The sequence below is a fragment of the Streptomyces sp. NPDC057424 genome (assembly GCF_042803315.1).
Lineage (GTDB): Bacteria > Actinomycetota > Actinomycetes > Streptomycetales > Streptomycetaceae > Streptomyces.
The window spans coordinates 154,217-170,382 of record NZ_JBHVCP010000009.1 but is presented as its reverse complement, the minus strand read 5'-3'; the positions used below and the strand labels follow the sequence as shown (position 1 = coordinate 170,382).

At 72.1% G+C, this 16,166-nt stretch carries 17 protein-coding genes, 1 tRNA gene and 1 riboswitch; of the genes, 5 read left to right on the top strand and 13 right to left on the bottom strand.

The window, feature by feature from the left end:
- Positions 1-2 precede the first annotated feature (2 nt).
- Positions 3-159, bottom strand: a riboswitch (cyclic di-AMP (ydaO/yuaA leader).
- 288 nt (positions 160-447) lie between these two features.
- The 3 genes from ACFU3E_RS11300 to ACFU3E_RS11290 all read right to left on the bottom strand — a co-directional run bounded on the left by ACFU3E_RS11300 (position 448) and on the right by ACFU3E_RS11290 (position 3,034).
- Positions 448-521: transfer RNA gene (locus tag ACFU3E_RS11300), tRNA-Met, on the bottom strand.
- 54 nt (positions 522-575) lie between these two features.
- The gene (locus ACFU3E_RS11295) at positions 576-1,766 is read right to left on the bottom strand and encodes an alginate lyase family protein (RefSeq protein WP_384154961.1); all 1,191 of its coding nucleotides are present in this window, start codon (positions 1,764-1,766) and stop codon (positions 576-578) included.
- A gap of 137 nt (positions 1,767-1,903) precedes the next feature.
- Positions 1,904-3,034, bottom strand: a complete 1,131-nt coding sequence (locus ACFU3E_RS11290) for a dihydrofolate reductase family protein (RefSeq protein WP_384154959.1) — start codon at positions 3,032-3,034, stop codon at positions 1,904-1,906.
- A 77-nt stretch (positions 3,035-3,111) separates the two neighbouring features.
- On the opposite strand from ACFU3E_RS11290, the gene ACFU3E_RS11285 reads away from it, so the two are divergent.
- From ACFU3E_RS11285 to ACFU3E_RS11275, 3 genes are all read left to right on the top strand, one after another.
- Complete coding sequence (locus ACFU3E_RS11285; RefSeq protein WP_384154957.1) at positions 3,112-3,627, top strand: MarR family winged helix-turn-helix transcriptional regulator; 516 nt, start codon at positions 3,112-3,114, stop codon at positions 3,625-3,627.
- A gap of 133 nt (positions 3,628-3,760) precedes the next feature.
- Positions 3,761-4,402, top strand: coding sequence for a GTP cyclohydrolase II (ribA, locus tag ACFU3E_RS11280; protein WP_384154955.1), 642 nt, complete (start codon positions 3,761-3,763; stop codon positions 4,400-4,402).
- Positions 4,403-4,520: 118 nt separating this feature from the next.
- Positions 4,521-5,024: a MarR family winged helix-turn-helix transcriptional regulator gene (locus ACFU3E_RS11275; RefSeq protein ID WP_384154953.1), complete on the top strand. Its 504-nt coding sequence runs from the start codon at positions 4,521-4,523 to the stop codon at positions 5,022-5,024.
- Between the two features lie 65 nt (positions 5,025-5,089).
- On the opposite strand, the gene ACFU3E_RS11270 is transcribed toward ACFU3E_RS11275, so the two are convergent.
- The 5 genes from ACFU3E_RS11270 to ACFU3E_RS11250 form a co-directional block, all read right to left on the bottom strand.
- Complete coding sequence (locus tag ACFU3E_RS11270; RefSeq protein WP_384154951.1) at positions 5,090-6,160, bottom strand: SpoIIE family protein phosphatase; 1,071 nt, start codon at positions 6,158-6,160, stop codon at positions 5,090-5,092.
- Positions 6,160-6,603 carry an anti-sigma regulatory factor gene (locus ACFU3E_RS11265; protein WP_384154999.1) on the bottom strand — a complete coding sequence of 148 codons (444 nt, stop codon included), beginning with the start codon at positions 6,601-6,603 and terminating at the stop codon, positions 6,160-6,162. Before ACFU3E_RS11265 ends, ACFU3E_RS11270 begins: the two co-directional genes overlap by 1 nt.
- A complete protein-coding gene (locus tag ACFU3E_RS11260; RefSeq protein WP_384154949.1) occupies positions 6,603-7,016 on the bottom strand; it encodes an STAS domain-containing protein in 414 nt (137 codons plus the stop codon). Before ACFU3E_RS11260 ends, ACFU3E_RS11265 begins: the two co-directional genes overlap by 1 nt.
- On the bottom strand, positions 7,013-7,933 hold the full coding sequence (locus ACFU3E_RS11255) for an STAS domain-containing protein (RefSeq protein ID WP_384154947.1): 921 nt from the start codon (positions 7,931-7,933) through the stop codon (positions 7,013-7,015). The genes ACFU3E_RS11260 and ACFU3E_RS11255 overlap by 4 nt, the downstream gene beginning before the upstream one ends.
- 139 nt (positions 7,934-8,072) lie before the next feature.
- A complete protein-coding gene (locus ACFU3E_RS11250) occupies positions 8,073-9,245 on the bottom strand; it encodes a PP2C family protein-serine/threonine phosphatase (protein ID WP_384154945.1) in 1,173 nt (390 codons plus the stop codon).
- Between the two features lie 136 nt (positions 9,246-9,381).
- On the opposite strand from ACFU3E_RS11250, the gene ACFU3E_RS11245 reads away from it, so the two are divergent.
- On the top strand, positions 9,382-9,876 hold the full coding sequence (locus ACFU3E_RS11245; protein WP_384154943.1) for a MarR family transcriptional regulator: 495 nt from the start codon (positions 9,382-9,384) through the stop codon (positions 9,874-9,876).
- Positions 9,877-10,207: 331 nt separating this feature from the next.
- Positions 10,208-11,068 (top strand): RNA polymerase sigma factor SigF, encoded by an 861-nt coding sequence (locus ACFU3E_RS11240; RefSeq protein ID WP_384154941.1) that lies wholly within the window; start codon positions 10,208-10,210, stop codon positions 11,066-11,068.
- Between the two features lie 153 nt (positions 11,069-11,221).
- On the opposite strand, the gene ACFU3E_RS11235 is transcribed toward ACFU3E_RS11240, so the two are convergent.
- The 5 genes from ACFU3E_RS11235 to ACFU3E_RS11215 form a co-directional block, all read right to left on the bottom strand.
- Complete coding sequence (locus ACFU3E_RS11235) at positions 11,222-12,208, bottom strand: DUF1648 domain-containing protein (RefSeq protein WP_384154939.1); 987 nt, start codon at positions 12,206-12,208, stop codon at positions 11,222-11,224.
- Positions 12,205-12,552, bottom strand: a complete 348-nt coding sequence (locus ACFU3E_RS11230; RefSeq protein WP_384154937.1) for a GntR family transcriptional regulator — start codon at positions 12,550-12,552, stop codon at positions 12,205-12,207. Before ACFU3E_RS11230 ends, ACFU3E_RS11235 begins: the two co-directional genes overlap by 4 nt.
- Before the next feature lie 441 nt (positions 12,553-12,993).
- Positions 12,994-13,434: a DUF6086 family protein gene (locus ACFU3E_RS11225; RefSeq protein WP_384154935.1), complete on the bottom strand. Its 441-nt coding sequence runs from the start codon at positions 13,432-13,434 to the stop codon at positions 12,994-12,996.
- Positions 13,435-13,731: 297 nt separating this feature from the next.
- A complete protein-coding gene (locus ACFU3E_RS11220) occupies positions 13,732-15,165 on the bottom strand; it encodes an MFS transporter (RefSeq protein WP_384154997.1) in 1,434 nt (477 codons plus the stop codon).
- A gap of 43 nt (positions 15,166-15,208) precedes the next feature.
- The gene (locus ACFU3E_RS11215) at positions 15,209-16,162 is read right to left on the bottom strand and encodes an aldo/keto reductase (RefSeq protein ID WP_384154995.1); all 954 of its coding nucleotides are present in this window, start codon (positions 16,160-16,162) and stop codon (positions 15,209-15,211) included.
- Positions 16,163-16,166 lie beyond the last annotated feature (4 nt).

Below are 16,166 nucleotides of genomic sequence, written 5' to 3'. Positions count from 1 at the left end.
CTCCTTTCCTTCCTTCTCGCCTACCGGGTTAGCTGACGGGTTCGGAGCAGGAAGGTCTCCTACGCGCGTATACCTGCCGTGCTTCCACGGTGGTATCCGCCCGATTCACCCCAAGTGGTGGTTCCCCGGTTCCCTTTCGGGATTCGGCGCGTGCGCACGGAGCCGCCTTCTGTGACGGCTGGGACGACCGCGCTGCGTTATCGAACGTTAATAGACGCGCGAGGGGTATTCCAGCGATTCCACTTGATCATTAACCTTTTTCGCGCGGACTTACCTGCCATGACCGGCTCAAACCGGACGAGTTGACCGCTGCGCATGTGACGGACGAGTTTTGACGGTGTGTCAGTTGTTATGCGGAACGGGGTGGTTCACTCACCGACCGTAATGGGGTGCCGGGAAATGCACCGAGGGCCGGAATCCTTTTGGATTCCGGCCCTCGGCCTTCAGTAGCGGGGACAGGATTTGAACCTGCGACCTCTGGGTTATGAGCCCAGCGAGCTACCGAGCTGCTCCACCCCGCGTCGTTGTGACTCCAGTGTACGCCATCCGCGGGACAGCTCGTGCACACCCTCCGCTCAGCCGGCCGGGGCGCCCGCGTGGGTCAGGGTTTCCCAGGCGGTGAACAGGCCGTCGGTGCCGGCGGGCCGGGCCCGCACGGCCAGCTTGTGTGCGGCGGGGACGGGCCGGCCGCGCCGCCCCTCCAGGTGGTGGAGGGCAACCTCCAGACCGGGTCCGAGCTTCCCTTCGACCCGGCCACCGCACAGCCACCCGGGCACGCGTCCGCCCAGCTCGTGGCGGGCGTGCAGGGTGAGCGCGGCCGTCAGCCGGTCCTCGGTCTCGCCGTAGAGGTCGACGCCCTGGTGCCAGGCCGTCTCGGCGATGTGGGCGGTGGCGGCGAGCGAGGCGCCGACGTGCCGGACGCTGCGGCAGGTCTCCTGGGAGACGCCGTCGCGGTACGTGGTCTGCCCGAACCAGTACGACGCCATCCGCTGCGGGCCGTCCACGCCGGAGCCGGGCACGGTGAGCGGCACGGGCCCGTCCTCCTCCAGGTAGAAGTAGGCGGGCACACGCTCCCGGAAACGCTCCAGAGCGTGGCCGAAGGCCCGGTGGTCGTCGAGGAAGACGGCCACGGAGATGACCGCGTCCGTCGCCACGAGGTCCCACGTGCCGGTGAAGTCCGGATCCGACGCGGCGACTCGGGGAAGGTGGGCGGTGCGCAGCATGTCCTCGAAGGCCCGTGCCCGCTCGGCCGGCCAGCCCGCGCCGCGGGTGTGCCGCACGATCTCCGCGGCCCGGGCCCAGACCGACCCGGTCCAGCCGGCCTGCAACGCGGCCTTCTCCCCGGTGTGCCGGCGCAGCGTGGCCGACCAGGCGTCCATGATCTCCCTGGCCTTCACGGCGTGCCGCCGCTCCCGGGTGACGGTGAAGAGCAGGGCCTGGGTGTAGGCGGCCAGGGCGTCCGCGCGCTCCTCGGCGCAGCCCCGGCCCTTCAGGTCACCGGCCGGGCAGACGACGGTCTCGTACGGCTTCGCCCGGTAGCGGTACGAGCCGTATGCGCTGTCCCGCATGGCGAGGTACGCCTTCAGCCACGGCTGCCGCCCGGCGGTGACGTGCTCGCGTACGGCGTCCAGCTGCTCCCGGTCGACGAGGACGCCGGGGTGGGTGAACGCCGCGCCGGAGGGCAGGGCCGGGCCCATGGTGCGGGCGTCCGGGTCGCCGGCCTGGCAGGCGGAGGCGAGGAGGGCGAGCGCGGTGAGCAGGGGCACGAGGAGCAGTGCCGGAGTCCGTCGTCGCCCCGCTGACCTCATGGCTGCCGCCTCCGCCGCTCTCGTCCTGGCCCTGGAGGCAGCGTGACCCGGGCAGCGGTCCGGACGCAGGATCTGCTGGGCCGTTCGGCCCGCACTCAGCCCGGCAGGTGGCGGTTCGGGGCCTTGGCCCGCTCCTCGTGCTCGGGGAGGACGACGACCTCCACTCCCTGGGCCGCCAGCAGGCCGCTGCCGTCCGCGTCCGTCACGAAGGTGTCCGGCTCGCGCCAGGCCGTGACGACCCGTCGTACGCCCGCGTCGAGAATCAGCCGGGCGCAGGGGGCGGGGCGGGAGGCGCGGCGGGCGCACGGCTCGAGGCTGCTGTACACCGTCGCGCCGGGCAGGCGCGGGTCGGCCGGGTCGAGCTTCGCGAGGGCCGCCTCCTCGGCGTGCCCGACCGGGTCGCCGGCCTCGCGGGAGTGGCCGCGGGCCAGTTCGGTGCCGTCGGCGGCGACCACGACCGCGCCCACGCTGAACGCCGTGTCCGACGGGGGGCAGCGCTCGGCCAGTTCGCAGGCGAGGGCCAGCCAGTGGTGGTCGGCGGCGGTGGGCAGGGGGCCGGCGCCCGGGGCGGTCGGTTCGTAGCGCATCAGGACCACGTCCTCGATCCGCCGCGACTCCAGCAGCCGGAGCCGGCCGTCCTGGAAGGCGCCGGGGCCGAAGAGGCGGGGGGCCCCGGGGTCACCCACGAAGAGCGGGGCGAGGACCAGCTGGAGTTCGTCGGCGAGGCCCTGGGTGAGGAGCTGGGTGTGGATCAGGCCGCCGCCCTCGACCATGAGCCGCCGTACGCCCCGGACGTCGTGCAGGTGCGTGAGGAGCCGCCGCCAGTCGAGGTCGGCGCCGAGCGGGACGACGTCGGCGGCGAGGCCGAGGGCACGGGCGCGTTCGGCGCCCCGGCCGGTCGTGTAGAGGACCTTCTCGCCGCCGGTGTGCCAGAACCGGGCGTCCGGGTCGAGGTCGCCGGAGCCGCTGACGGTGACCTTGAGGGGGTATTCCGGTTTCCCGGCGGCCGTGCGGGCGGCCCGCCGCTCTCGCGAGTTCACCAGCAGCCGCGGGTTGTCGGCACGGATGGTGCCGGCACCGATCAGGATCGCGTCGACGGAGGCCCGGACCTCGTCGACCCGGTCGAAGTCGGCCGGGCTGGACAGGAGCAGGCGGTCGGGCCCGGTGTCGTCCAGGTAGCCGTCGAGGGAGACGGCGGCGGACAGCAGGACGTAGGGGTGAGGCATCGACGCTCCGCGGCTGGTCGGGACGGCCGGACTGGACAGGGCTTGGTTCAATTTTGTAACAAACCTACACTGGCGGCATGACGACTCGCTGGCTCAGCCCCGATGAGCAGCGCGCCTGGCGCGCCTACATCGCCGCCTCGCTGCTCCTGGAGGACGCGATCGACCGGCAGCTCCAGCAGGACGCCGGCATGCCGCACCTGTACTACTCCATCCTGTCCGTCCTGTCGGAGTCACCGGAACGGCGGCTGCGCATGACCGACCTCGCCGAGCGGCTGAAGATCACGCGCAGTCGGCTGACGTACGCGGTCACCCGGCTGGAGAAGGACGGCATGCTGCGGCGCGAGGCCTGCCGGTACGACAAGCGGGGCAGCATCGCCGCGCTGACCGACGAGGGGCTGGCCGTACTGGAACGGGCGGCGCCCGGGCACGTCGAGACCGTGCGGCGTTTCCTGTTCGACCGGCTCAGCGAGGAGCAGGTGGGACACCTGGAGGAGATCTCCGCGGCGATCGCGCAGGGGCTCCAGGAGGACGGGACGCGGCCGGCGGCGGACGACGTGCCGTGGCGGCGGAGGTCGTCACCGGCCTGTTCGTGACGTGTGCCACACAGCGCGGCCCTCTTATTGCTTCAAATTTAAAGCACAAGTAGGGTTCCCCTCGTGGATCTGCTTCAAATCTGAAGCACTACGGCTGTGCAGCCGAACAGGAAACGGAACCCGGAGGCCCCGCATGCCCGACACCCCCGCCGTCATCGCCACCCCGCGCTCCCGCGTCCGGGTCCCGCTGCGCTTCCACGACGGCTACGAGGCCGACGCCGAGCTCGTCACCTTCCACGGGCTGGCCGACGGCCGGGAGCATGTCGCCGTGGTCCTCGGCAAGCCCGGCCCGGTGCCGCTGGTGCGGCTGCACTCCGAGTGCCTGACCGGGGACGTGTTCGGCTCCGCCCGCTGCGACTGCGGCCCTCAGCTGCGCGAGGCGGTCGAGCGCATCGCCGAGCACGGCGGCGTACTCCTCTACCTCCGCCAGGAGGGCCGGGGCATCGGCCTCTACAACAAGCTCGACGCGTACGCCCTCCAGGACGAGGGGCTCGACACGTACGAGGCGAACGCGGCGCTGGGGCTGCCGGAGGACGCCCGCGACTACACGGCCGCGGCCCAGATGCTCCGGGCTCTGGGCATCGGCGAACTGGACCTGCTCTCCAACAACCCCGACAAGGCGGGCCAGTTGCGATCCCTGGGCGTCGACGTCCGCGACCGGATTCCCACGGGCGTCTTCACCACCGCCCACAACGTCCGCTACCTGCGGGCGAAGGTCCTCCAGACCCAGCACACGCTGCCGCTCGCCGCGCTGACGGAGCTCAGCGCCGGCTGAGCCGCCGCCGGTCCGGCCGGGCGCTGAACCGGGCTGCTTGCCTCTCGGTTCATCGGGTACAGCCTTTGAAAGAGGGCGACCTCATCAGTACCCGGAGCTTTATGGAAGTGACCGTTTCGTGACCGATCTCGGCGGCCCCGGCGACCACCGGGCGAGGGGACCGGGCGATGGCCCGGAGGTCGTCGCATCGCAGATCGCCGATGCCGTGGAGAAACTCACGGCACTGTGGTCGGTCGCCGCCCAGGAGGCGTCCCTGCGCCTGTCCCTGCACCAGTTGCGGGCCCTGCGCACCATCCAGGCGACGCCCGGCCTGAACCTGACGGCCCTGGCGGACGGCCTCGACATCGGTCTCCCCACGGCCAGCCGCCTCTGCGACCGGCTGGCGGCGGCCGGCCTGCTGGAACGCGCCCCGCACCCCGACACCCGCCGCGAGGTCCAACTGTGGCTCACGACACACGGACAGCACGTCCTGGGCGACGTCGCCGACCGCCGCGCCCAGGCCCTGGCCACAGCACTGGCGGCGATGGAACCGGCAGAACGGGCAGCGCTGAGGCGGGGATTGCGGGGGTTCCTGACAGCCCGGGACACGGCGCCGGGCACCGACGGGACGGAGGGGCGGTGAGTCCCGGCGGCGAGCGGCCGCACGGACCGTGAAACCGCACCGGCCGCCCCGGCCCTCAACCCCTTTCAGGCCCCCGAGCCGTGGCGGCTCACGCCGTCGGCGGTGAGGACCGCCACGCACGTGTCGTCCGCTACCGGCCGGGCCGCGCTGCCCGCGTCCCGGAGTACCACCGCGGCCGCCACCGCCGGGTCGCAGCCGGGCAGTACGCCGTCGTCGGGCGGCGTCCAGCGGCTGGGCAGGCCGTCGCTGTGCAGCACCAGCAGACTGCCCTCCTGCCAGGGCACCCGCTGCACCGGCACGGACGCCGGGGCCTGCGCGCCCACGATGCCGGGGTGGGACAGCAGCGCCTTCCACCTGCCCTCGGTCCGCAGCCGGGCACCCACGTTGCCGATCCCGGCGAAGTTCAGCTGCCCTTGCCGTAGGTCGAGTTGAGCCACGGCGACGGCCGCGCCCCGGGTGGGGCGCAGGGCCCGGCCCAGACTCCGCAGGATCTCGGCGGGCGGCAGCTCCCCCATGCCGCGCAGCTCCGTCACCGCCGCGGTGGAGGCCTCGGCCGCCTTCGCCCCGTGACCGAGCCCGTCGGCGAGCAGCAGGGTCAGCCGGTCCCCGCCGCGCACCCGGCCCCAGGCGTCCCCGGAGTGCTCGGCCCGGCCGAGGGGGACGTTGACGCCCCCGGCGCGTGGACCCGGCGGGGGCGGCCCCTGGTTGCGGACGGCGGGCTCACGGCCGATCCGGGCCATCACGACGGTGCCCCGGCCGGGCGCGCTGTGCAGGTCGAAGTCGTTCGCTATGCGCCGGCACGTGCCGAGCCCGGCGCCGAGCGAGGCGGCGACGGTCGTGGTGTAGCCGTCGCGCATCGCCGCCGCGACATCCGGGATACCGGGGCCGTGGTCGATCGAGACGAGCTGCACGGCCGCCCGCCCGCCGTCGTCGTGCGCCCGCTCCACGAGGTTGATCAGCACCCGGCCCCCCTCCGCGTGCCGCAGCAGGTTGGTCGCCAGCTCCGTCGCCACGAGCGCGGCGGTCGCGGTGCGGTTCGGGGGCAGGCCGGCGCACTCACTGGCCTCTTCGGCCGCCACCCGTACGTCCCGCACCCGGGTCGAGTCGTCCACCGGCACGTCCCAGACCCTGCTCATCACGGCACCGTCCGGGAGGACGGCACGACGGTGGCCCAGGCCGTGACGGTGACGGTGGTCCCCTCACCGGGCCGGCTGTCCACCTCGAACTCCTGCACCAGCCGCTTGGCCCCGCTCAGCCCGAGCCCGAGCCCGCCGCCGCTGGTGTAACCGTCGGTCAGCGCCTGGTCCAGGTCACGGATGCCGGGCCCGGTGTCGACGAAGGCCAGCCGCAGCCCGTGCGACTGCCCGGCGTCCAGCGGGGTCAGCTGCACATGGCCGCCCCCGCCGTGGACGAGGGTGTTGCGGGCCAGCTCGCTCGCCGCGGTGACGAGCTTGGTCTGCTGCACGAGCCCGAAGCCGAGCTCGGCGGCTGCCTGCCGGACCTGTTGCCGCACCCAGGCCAGATCGGCGTCCGAGCCGATCGGCAGGCTGGCCGGACCGGCCTGGCGGGAAGCCTGCATCATGGACCCCCCTCGCCCCGGCGCGTGGTCACGCCGAGCATCTCCATCGCACGTTCGACATCCAGGGCCGTCCGCAGGCCGGGCAGCGTGAGTCCCAGCTCGACCAGGGTGATCGCCACCGCCGGGCGCATCCCGGCCAGCACCGTACGGGCCGCCAGCAGCTTGGCTCCGGCGGCGATCTCGGCGAGGACCCGGCCCAGGAACGAGTCGACGATCTCCACGCCGGAGATGTCGATCACGACCCCGCTCACCCGGCTGTGCGAGATCCGGGCCGTGATGTCCTGCTGGAGCTGCTCGGCCATCCCGTCGTGCAGCTCCCCCTGGAGGGTGACCAGCAGGACATCGCCCAGCTGCAGGACCGGCACGGTGAAGCCGTGTCCGCCCGCGGGCCCGTGTCCCGCGAAACCGGTCACCGCGTGCCCGCGTCCGCCGCCGCCGCGCCGGCCGCCCTCAGCGGTGCGATCTCGACCCCCTGCCGGCTGAGCGCGTAGGCGAGCGCGTCCTCCAGGCTCGAGCGGGTGAGCACCGTGCCGAGATCGATCCCCAGGTGGACGATGGTCTGCGCGATCGCGGGCCGGATACCGGAGACGATGCACTCGGCGCCCATCAGCCGGGCCGCCGCCACGGTCTTCATCAGGTGCTGGGCGACCAGCGAGTCGACCGTGGGCACGCCGGTGATGTCGAGGATGGCGTACCGGGCGCGCTCGGCGACGATCGCGTCCAGCAGGCTCTCCATGACCACCTGGCTGCGCGCACTGTCCAGGGTGCCGATCAGCGGCACGGCGACGGTGCTCTCCCACAGCTTGATCACCGGAGTGGCCACCTCGTGCAGCTGCTCGCGCTGCCGGGCGATCAGCTCCTCGCCCGCGCTGACCGTCGTCTCCATCACGACCAGGCGCAGCGTGCCCATGAGCACGGTCAGCGCCACCACGGCCTCCTGGGCCTCGGGGGCGTACGGCTCCGGGAACTCGGCGCGCAGCAGCTCGGTCACCGGCTCGCGCAGCGCGGCCACCTCGCCGGCGACCCCGTCCGGGTCGGATCCCGTGCGGGCCCGGGAGGCCGCCATCCGGCCCAACTGGTCACGCACGGCCTCGAATCCGGATGCCCGGACGTCGTCCAGCCGCCCGGATGCCGCCACCGCCGCCAGGGCCGCGGTCACCGCTCTGCCCGCCTCCACCGCCTCGTCCCGTGACACGGTGAAGACCGTGCGGAACAGCGCGGCGTCCGCCCACCGTTGGGCGATCTGCTCCCGGCGCCGTTCCAGGAACGCGCTCACCTGGTAGGCGGCCGGCTCCTGTTCCGCGTTCTCTTCCGACACCGACACTTGCATCGCTCCCTTGCACGGGCCGGGCCGAGGTCGCGCGACGGCGCCTCAGCCGTTACTTGCCGTATGACAAACATTAGTGCCGAGCTACGGCACCACCAAACAACTGCCCACTCTTGCCCCCGACCTGCGCCTTCCCCGTCCCTCACCGCCCACGCCAGTCCAGACACACCACGAGGGCGTCGTCGTCCGGGGTGGACCGCCCGCGGTGGCCCGTCAGTTCGCGCAGGATGGCCCGGGGCACCTCGGCGGCCGGCAGCAGCCGGGTCGACTGGATCGCCCGGGCCAGGGCGGCCTCCCCGTAGGGCTCGCCGCCCGGGGAGGCGACGTCGTAGACCCCGTCGCTGACGAAGACCAGCCGATCGCCCGGCTCGACCCGGAACTCCTGGACCACGTAGTCGGTCTCCTCGAACATGCCGAGCGGCAGCTGGGCGTCGAAGGGCACCCGCTCCACCACGCCCCGGCGCAGCCGCAGCATCTGCGGCGACCCGGCGTCCACCACCCGGACCCGGCCGGTGGCCAGGTCGAACTCGAGCATGAGCACGGAGAGGTAGCAGCGGCCCCGGTAGTGGGCGTACACCGCCTGGTCGGCCAGGGCCGCCTGGTCGTCGATGGGCAGCCCGGCCCGGCGCGCGTTGCGCAGGGCGTTGATCGCCAGGTTCGTCAGCAGGGAGGCCTCTATGCCCTCGCCCATGCCGTTGGTGACGTAGAGGCTGAGCCGGTCGGCCGAGGCGGACCAGTCGAAGTTGTCGCCGAAGATCGCGTACGCCGGTTCCAGCTGCGCGCCCAGTTCGTACTCGGGGCGGGCGCAGGAACGGCCCGGCAGCAGCTGCCACTGCATCTCGGCGGCCAGCGTCAGCCGGTCCCGGCGGCGCGCCTGGAGGTACAGGTCGGTGTCGCGCTCGGCCACGACGACCTCGTGCCCGAGCACCTCGGCGATCTCGGCCAGCTCGCCCAGACAGCCCTCGGCGTGTTCGGCGCCGGGCAGGGTCACGGTCAGCACACCGAGTCGGTCGCCGCGCACGGTGACGGGCAGATGCACCCGTACGAGGTCACCCGAAGGGATTTCCAGGTACGGCTCCTGCGCACCGAAGGCGCGGCCCGCCGGGCTGCTGTGCACGGACACCGGCTGGAGGGTGTGCGGCAGCACGGACACCGGCTGAAGCACCGTCAGTCCGTAGTCGGCCAGGAAAAGCTCGACGGAGTCCGCCGCGTACTGATCGGTCAGTACACGACGGACCGCGTCCAGCAGTTGATGGGGCGCCGCCGTGCGCAGAGCGCGCTCGGCGGCCACGAATCTGTTCGTGATCGTGGTCACGGTGGTCTTTTCACCATCCTCGACGGGACGCCGACGCGTCCTCGAAACGGGTTCTTGACTACGGGCCGGGAAGCGGGTCCCGGGCGGTTCACCTCACGCCTAGTACGCTGGCGGCCATCCCGGTGCCTGCGAGAGTGTGACTGTGACTTCCCTCCGACCCCGCCCTGAGCCAGCAGAGGTCGCCCGTGTGACCTCCACGGCCGCGGAGTTGCTGGAAGTCCTCTGGGGCCGGGCCTCGACCGCGCCGGCCTCCGCGTCCCAGCTGCGGGTGCTGCTCACCCTCGAACACCACGAGGGCATCAACCTGCGCACGCTCGCCGACTCCCTCGCCTCCACACCGCCCTCGACCAGCCGGCTGTGCGACCGGCTGCAGGCGGCCGGGTTCGTCGAGCGCGAGGTGAGTCCGGCCGACCGGCGCGAGGTCCGCCTGCACCTCAGCGGCCGGGGCCACGCCTTCCTCTCCGACCTGCGCGTACGCCGGGAGCAGGCGCTGCGCGCGGTGCTCGACCAGATGCCCGCGGCGAAGCGGAGCGCACTGCTGCAGGGGCTGGAGGCGTTCTGCGACGCCGCGGCGGCCCAGATACACGACGACTCCGAAGACTCCCGTTCGTCCGGTACCCGGACTGCCTGACCTACCCGCCGTCGCACGGAGCCGGTCCTTCCGGTCCCTTCCCCGAGCACGTTCGGCACGCCTAGGCTGTTGCCCTCCACCTATAGTTGTCAAACGACAACTGTCCGCTCCACGAGCCCCTTGGCCTTCTCTCGCGCACCCCACCGCCCACCCTCCCTGCCCGTACCGTCACAGCACAGGTCCGGGTACCCCGCCACCGCCCCGACCTGCGCCGCCTGTGGCCAACGTCTCGCCGGGGCACACGCGGGGCATGACCGGAGCAAGGGCGGGTAACGGCGCTGGAGGTGGCCTGACGGGGGATCGGAGCGGGCCGGACTGAGAGGGAGGGCCCGTGACGGCGACCATGCGCATCGGCACGACGACGGATTCCGCCACCCACACCGGTGAGGAACTGCCGCAGATCGCCGAGCCCCAGAAGCTCGCCCCGCAGGACGCGCGCGAGCTGACCGGACAGTTCCTCAGCCGGCTCGCCGTGCTCGAGGAGGGCACGCCCGAATACCAGTACGCCCGCAACACGCTCATCGAGATGAACACGTCGCTGGTGCAGTTCGCGGCCCGCCGGTTCCGCACCAGCGGCCAGACGATGGAGGACATCGTCCAGGTCGGCGTCATCGGGCTGATCAAGGCCATCGACCGGTTCGAGGTCTCCCGCGAGGTGCAGTTCACCAGCTTCGCCGTGCCGTACATCATCGGCGAGATCAAGCGGTTCTTCCGTGACACGTCCTGGGCCGTGCATGTGCCGCGCCGGCTGCAGGAGGCCCGTACGGAACTCGCCAAGGCCACCGAGGAACTGGCCTCCCGCCTCGGCCGCGCGCCGAAGGTGGCCGAACTGGCGGCCCTGATGAACCTGTCGGAGGAGGAGGTCGTCGAGGCCCAGATCGCGGCCAACGGCTACCTGTCCTCCTCCCTCGACGCGACGGTCACCGGCGACCCGGACGAGAGCGACACCACGCTGTCGGAGTTCATCGGCGAGGAGGACCCGGCCCTCGAACTCGTCGAGGACTTCCACGCCCTGGCCCCCCTGGTCGCCGAACTCGACGAGCGCCAGCGCCTCATCCTCCATCTGCGCTTCGTGGAGGAACTGACCCAGGCGGAGATCGGCGCCCGGCTCGGCATCTCCCAGATGCACGTCTCCCGGCTGATCTCGCGCACGGTGGCACGCCTGCGGTCGGGCATGCTGACGACCGGCTGACACACCCCCCACAACGGCGAGAGCCCCGGCCCGGAGACGATCCGGGCCGGGGCTTCCCCGTAGGCCCTGCGGGAGTCGAACCACGCAGGTGTCAGCCCATCGCGTGGACAACTCCTGGCCGGCGCGGGGGAGCCACCGGCCAGGACCGGCTCATCAACTTCCCCGTCGACCGATCAGGGAGTTCAGGAGGGCGGCTCCACGCTCGGCGTCATCCACACTGACGGCAAAGTCTTTGCCCTTACCGGTGCGGATCACCAGACACTCCCCGCTGCGGAGCATCACGGTGGCGCCCAGCCCGCTCAGCCGGTATCCCCAGCCGCCCACCTGGGCCGGCGTCCGCATCTCGACACGGGCGGAGGCAATGCCCTCGGCCGCCCACCGCCGTACCGGCCAGCCCAGCGGGCCCAAGGCGACTTCGAGCCCTCTCTCGCTGACCCGGGCCCGCACCGACGCACAGCCGAGCACCAGCACGGAGGCGAGAGCGAAGGGCCCGGCCAGCAGCGCAGCCTCGGAACCCATCAAGCCACCCACCGCCGCCACGATCGCTGCCACTGCTGCGACACCGGTCACGGCGGCTGTGGCATGGAGCCAGGGGTTGGACGTGCGGGAGAGCCACACGAGCCGCTCCCCCTCCGGAACTTCCATCGTCGGGCCCCCCGCCTCCGGCCCCTCTGCCCGGGCCCGGCGACCGGCCGGCAAGGCAGCCCCACCCACGGCAACCGCCGCCACGAGGGTGATCACGACCCAGCCCGTCACCGAGTCCGCCTCGCGCCAGTCCGCGTGGTCCAGATTCGCCCGCACGACAGACGCCTGTCCCCCGAGGAGTGTCACACCCCCGAACCCCAGGGTCGCGCCGGCCCACCCGCGCGTCGCGCCGTTCGCACCGCCGCGTGCCCGCCACAGAGCCAACGCCACGATCGTCGCCATCACCCCCCAGATCAGCGCCGGGAAGAACGTCGCGGCCCAGAACGGCATGGAACCGTCGGGCTCGCCGGAGCCGGCGTCCCAGTGGGTCGCCAGCCGGTCCGGCAGCCGGCTGCCGGCAGCCAGGGGCAGGGCCACCAGCAGCACCAGGACTCCCGAGGACCAGCCGACGGCACCCCACACCGCAGCGCTCCTGCGCCCCGCTCGGTCGGTCACGACATCCCCCTGATCATGTCGATGAGTTCGTTCCTGCTGTAACCGAGGCGCGCCGCGTCGGCCACGACATCCCGTACGCGGTCCATCAGAGCCGAGCGCTGGTCCGCCCCGTGGGCCACGGTCACGCCTCGGCCCCGCCGGAACTCCAGTACGCCCTCGTCGCGCAGCGCTCGCAGACCGCGAAGCACCGTGTTGACGTTCACTCCCAGCGCCCGGGAGAGGTCCCGTGCCGGGGGGAGCCGGTCACCCGGCCCGCACTCCCCATCGGCGATGGCGCGCCGGATCGCGCCGGCCACCTGCTCGTGCAGAGGGCGGTTGTCCGTGGTGTTCAGCCTCAGCAACATGGTGCTAATGACGATAGCGCCAAGGTTTTTAAACGGCTGCCCGGATTCCCGCCGAACCGTCTTGGCCGTAGACGAGTTGAGGACGTCGGCTGCACGGCCGGCGCCGTCACGCTCCGCGTCCGCCGTCGGAACATTCTTCCTTGACCACCAGTCCGCGCTCCGCCCTACGCCCGCCGCTTTCGGTGAGTTCGGCCGGCACGATGAAGTCGGAGGCGGACATACGGGAGTCGGCCCCACGCAAGGACCCGAAACGAAGCGGCGCCCGAGCCGACAGAAGCCGCCCCGGACGCTTCCCAGCAGGTCAGAGGTTATACAGCCCGCCTGCGAGCGATAGGCCCTGTGGGACTCGAACCCACAACCAATGGATGAGGACGACGTTTCTCATGGTGAGCTGCTCGGGTCGAGGAGAAGCAATCGGTTCGTCGTGCGGGGTCGCTCCGGTCAGCGGGGCATGCGGCGACCCAGCTCGCGTGCCTTCTCGCGCAGTCCTGCCGCCCAAGATCCGACTTCCGCCGGGGCGGACATCCCAGTAACGGCCGAGACCTGCGCATCCTCGAGCGGGCCGTCCGGGGCGGCGCCGAGCTGTGCCCAGTCCACCTCGATTCCGGCGCGCTCTGCAAGAGCCAGCACAGTGGCGGTGAAGCCGTCGGAGAGGGCCAGCACGATGGCGTGGCTCGTTCTTCGATGGTGCGCCAGCAGGGCTTTGACGAAGGTCTCGAAGGTGACCAAGTCGATCTGGCACTCGTCGTTCTCCATGGGGCCAATACCCGACGAGAGTTCCAGTTCCGCCTCAAAGACCGCTACGTGCCGCCGGAACATGCGGGAGGCCCCGTTGGACGGGTTCCACAGAGTCTCGTCGCCTATGTCGAAGTACTGACTCATCGTGGCCCCTTCAGCCGATCACGGCAGGCCACCGTATCCGGTCGGGTCACCACCGTCGCCGGAGTTACGTCCTGGCCAGGGCTTGCGTTCGTGGCGGCGGTGCAGACTTCGGCAGCCTTGCGGGCGATGCGGTGGGCGATACCGCGCACCGTGCGGGACGTTCGTCACGGGGCGTTCAACCGGCCTCTGGCTGTCGGCCCGACGCCGTCTCTGGCCAGCCGGGATCGTGCCCGTGGCGATCCGCCACCTGCTGGACGGGTTCGCCGACCGGCGAGGCGGGCCGCGTCCGCCGGTACGTCACTTGGACGACGTACGCGGACCGGCCTCCCACGACGGATCCACCCCCGCCGGTCGTGGCCGCAGAGCGGCGGCCGTCAGCGTGACGAACAGTGCGAGGACCACCGGGATGGTCAGGGCCCACGCCAGGCCGGTCAGCTCTGCTACGGCGCCGATGAGCAGCGGCCCGGTCAGGAACCCGAGATAGCCGATACTGGCCACCCGGGCGATCGCGCGGCCGGCGTGCCTCGGGTCACGGCTGCCGGCGGCGGAGAACACCTGCGGCGCGATGCAGGACAGACCGGCACCGAGACAGCCGAAGCCGACGACGCCTGCCATCGGGTGGCCGACGAGCAGCGCGGCGCCGAGGCCGACCGCCGCGACGGCACCGCAGCCACGCACCAGGGCGACCGGGCCGAACCGCGCCGCCAGGCGGTCCCCGACGAGCCGGCCGGCCACCATCATGATCGAGAATGCGGCGTACGCAGTAGCCGCGAACCCGGCTCCGCTACCCAGCGTGTCGCGCAGATAGACGCTGCTCCAGTCGGCCGCCGCACCCTCTCCGACCAGGCAGCAGAAGACCAGGATCCCGAGGAACAGCACTCCGGCCGGAGCGGCCGCGTTCCGCTGTGGACGGTCGTCTCCGATCGTGGAGCGGCCCCGGGTCACCGGTGGGACCTCGTCGGCGGGCAACGCCCAGCGTGCCGTCCACAGGGCGGCCGCGACGACGGCGGCGCCGACGGTGAGAAACGTGGTGGCCGCGGCCGAACCGGCATGGGCGGACAGGCCACCGGCCGCCGCCCCGACGAAACCACCGATGCTGTAGATCGCGTGGAAAGACGACATGAGCGGCCTGCCGGCGGCGCGTTCCATGTCGACGGCATTGGCGTTCATGGCGATGTTGAGGGTGCCGTGAACGGTGCCGAACGCGTAGAGGGCGACGGCGAGGGTCACCACGTCGACCGCCAGGGCGGGCAGGATCAGGAACACTCCCTCGACGAAGACCATCGGGACCAGCACCGTACGGCTCCCGTATCGGTCGAGGAGACGACCGACCACCTGCATGCCGGTGATCGCCCCGGCGGCGAAGGCGAGCAGCCCGACGGCCAACTGGCCGTCGCCGAGGTCGAGCCGCTGCTTGATCGCGGGGATACGGGAGGTCCAGGCGCCCAACGCCGTCCCGAAGGCCAGGAAGGCCAGCGACGTCGCAACGCGGGCTCGGAGCAGGACGGTCCGATGGTCACGGGCACGGGTCACGAGTACCTCCACTTGCAGCGCCAGTAGCGGAGTCCGGGGCCGGGGGCGGTTCGGCACAGAGCCCGCGCCGGGGCAGGCGTCGGGGCCTGGTGGGAGGACGGCGGCCCCCGCGAGGGCTGCCACGGTGCCGATCACGCCGGTCGTGGCGAGGGCCGCGACGCCCGCCGCACGGGCGGTGCCGCAGCGGTCGGGGAGCAGGATGTCAGGGTTGCCGGCGCGGTGTCGTCGTCGCGCGAGTTGATCAGGCGTTGTCGAGGCGGTGCCGCAGCTCGTCGTCCAGTTCCAGGTCCAGCGCGCCGAGACACTCGTCGAGTTGGCTCACCGAGCTGACGCCCAGCACCGGCAGCACCGGCGGGTTGCCGCGAAGCAACCAGGCGAGGACCACCTGGTTCCGCGTCGCACCCAACTCATCGGCCACGTCGGCCAGCACCTCCAATCGTCGCCTGCTGTCCGCGTGGTCGTACTGCTCGGGCAGCGGCCGGTCGGAGCGGGTGTACGCGCCGGACAGCAGCACCGAGTAGCCGAGCACCGTCAGGTCGGGCTCCTCGCGTGCGTAGTCGAGCAACTCACCGCTGATGTGCGGGTTCGCGCCGAACTCGGCGCCCGGGCGCGGTCGCAGGTAGGTGTGGCGCTGCTGGACGCAGCTGAATCCTGGCAGGCCCGCGGCCCTGGCGATCTCACGGGCTTTGGCGACGCGCCACGCGGCGTGGTTGCTGCACCCCGTGACCCGCACCAGGCCCTCGGTCACCAGCGACGCGAAGGCGGCCACAGTGTCTTCCAACGGTGTGCGGCGGTCCTCGATGTGGGCGTAGTAGACGTCGAGATGGCCGGTTCCCAGGCGGCGCATGCCGGCCACGGCCTGGGCCCGGACCACCTTGCCGGTCAGCCCTTCGGCATGCTGCGGCCAGGTGGCCCCCGGAGGGTCGGGCAGCGCGCCCACCTTGGTGGCCAACACGACGTGGTCGCGGGCCCGCCGGGACGCCAACCACCGGCCCAACAGCTCCTCACTCTCCGCACCGGTTCCGCCGGGCACCCAGAACGCGTAGGTGTTGGCGGTGTCGATGAACGTACCGCCCGCGTCGGTGAACCGGTCGAGGATGGCGAACGCCCGCCGTTCGTCGACCGTCGTACCGAAGTGCATGGTTCCCAGGCACAGCGCGCTCACGCCGAGCCCCGAACCGCCGTTGGACAGCATCCAC

Bases quoted from the DNA above. Each gene is read 5' to 3' on its own strand.
- ACFU3E_RS11215 (WP_384154995.1), bottom strand. From the start codon at position 16,162: ATGCTGTCCAACGGCGGTTCGGGGCTCGGCGTGAGCGCGCTGTGCCTG.
- ACFU3E_RS11265 (WP_384154999.1), bottom strand. From the start codon at position 6,603: ATGCAGGCTTCCCGCCAGGCCGGTCCGGCCAGCCTGCCGATCGGCTCG.
- ACFU3E_RS11290 (WP_384154959.1), bottom strand. From the start codon at position 3,034: ATGCCTCACCCCTACGTCCTGCTGTCCGCCGCCGTCTCCCTCGACGGC.
- ACFU3E_RS11230 (WP_384154937.1), bottom strand. From the start codon at position 12,552: ATGTTGCTGAGGCTGAACACCACGGACAACCGCCCTCTGCACGAGCAG.
- ACFU3E_RS11225 (WP_384154935.1), bottom strand. From the start codon at position 13,434: ATGAGTCAGTACTTCGACATAGGCGACGAGACTCTGTGGAACCCGTCC.
- ACFU3E_RS11285 (WP_384154957.1), top strand. From the start codon at position 3,112: ATGACGACTCGCTGGCTCAGCCCCGATGAGCAGCGCGCCTGGCGCGCC.
- ACFU3E_RS11255 (WP_384154947.1), bottom strand. From the start codon at position 7,933: ATGCAAGTGTCGGTGTCGGAAGAGAACGCGGAACAGGAGCCGGCCGCC.
- ribA (WP_384154955.1), top strand. From the start codon at position 3,761: ATGCCCGACACCCCCGCCGTCATCGCCACCCCGCGCTCCCGCGTCCGG.
- ACFU3E_RS11270 (WP_384154951.1), bottom strand. From the start codon at position 6,160: ATGAGCAGGGTCTGGGACGTGCCGGTGGACGACTCGACCCGGGTGCGG.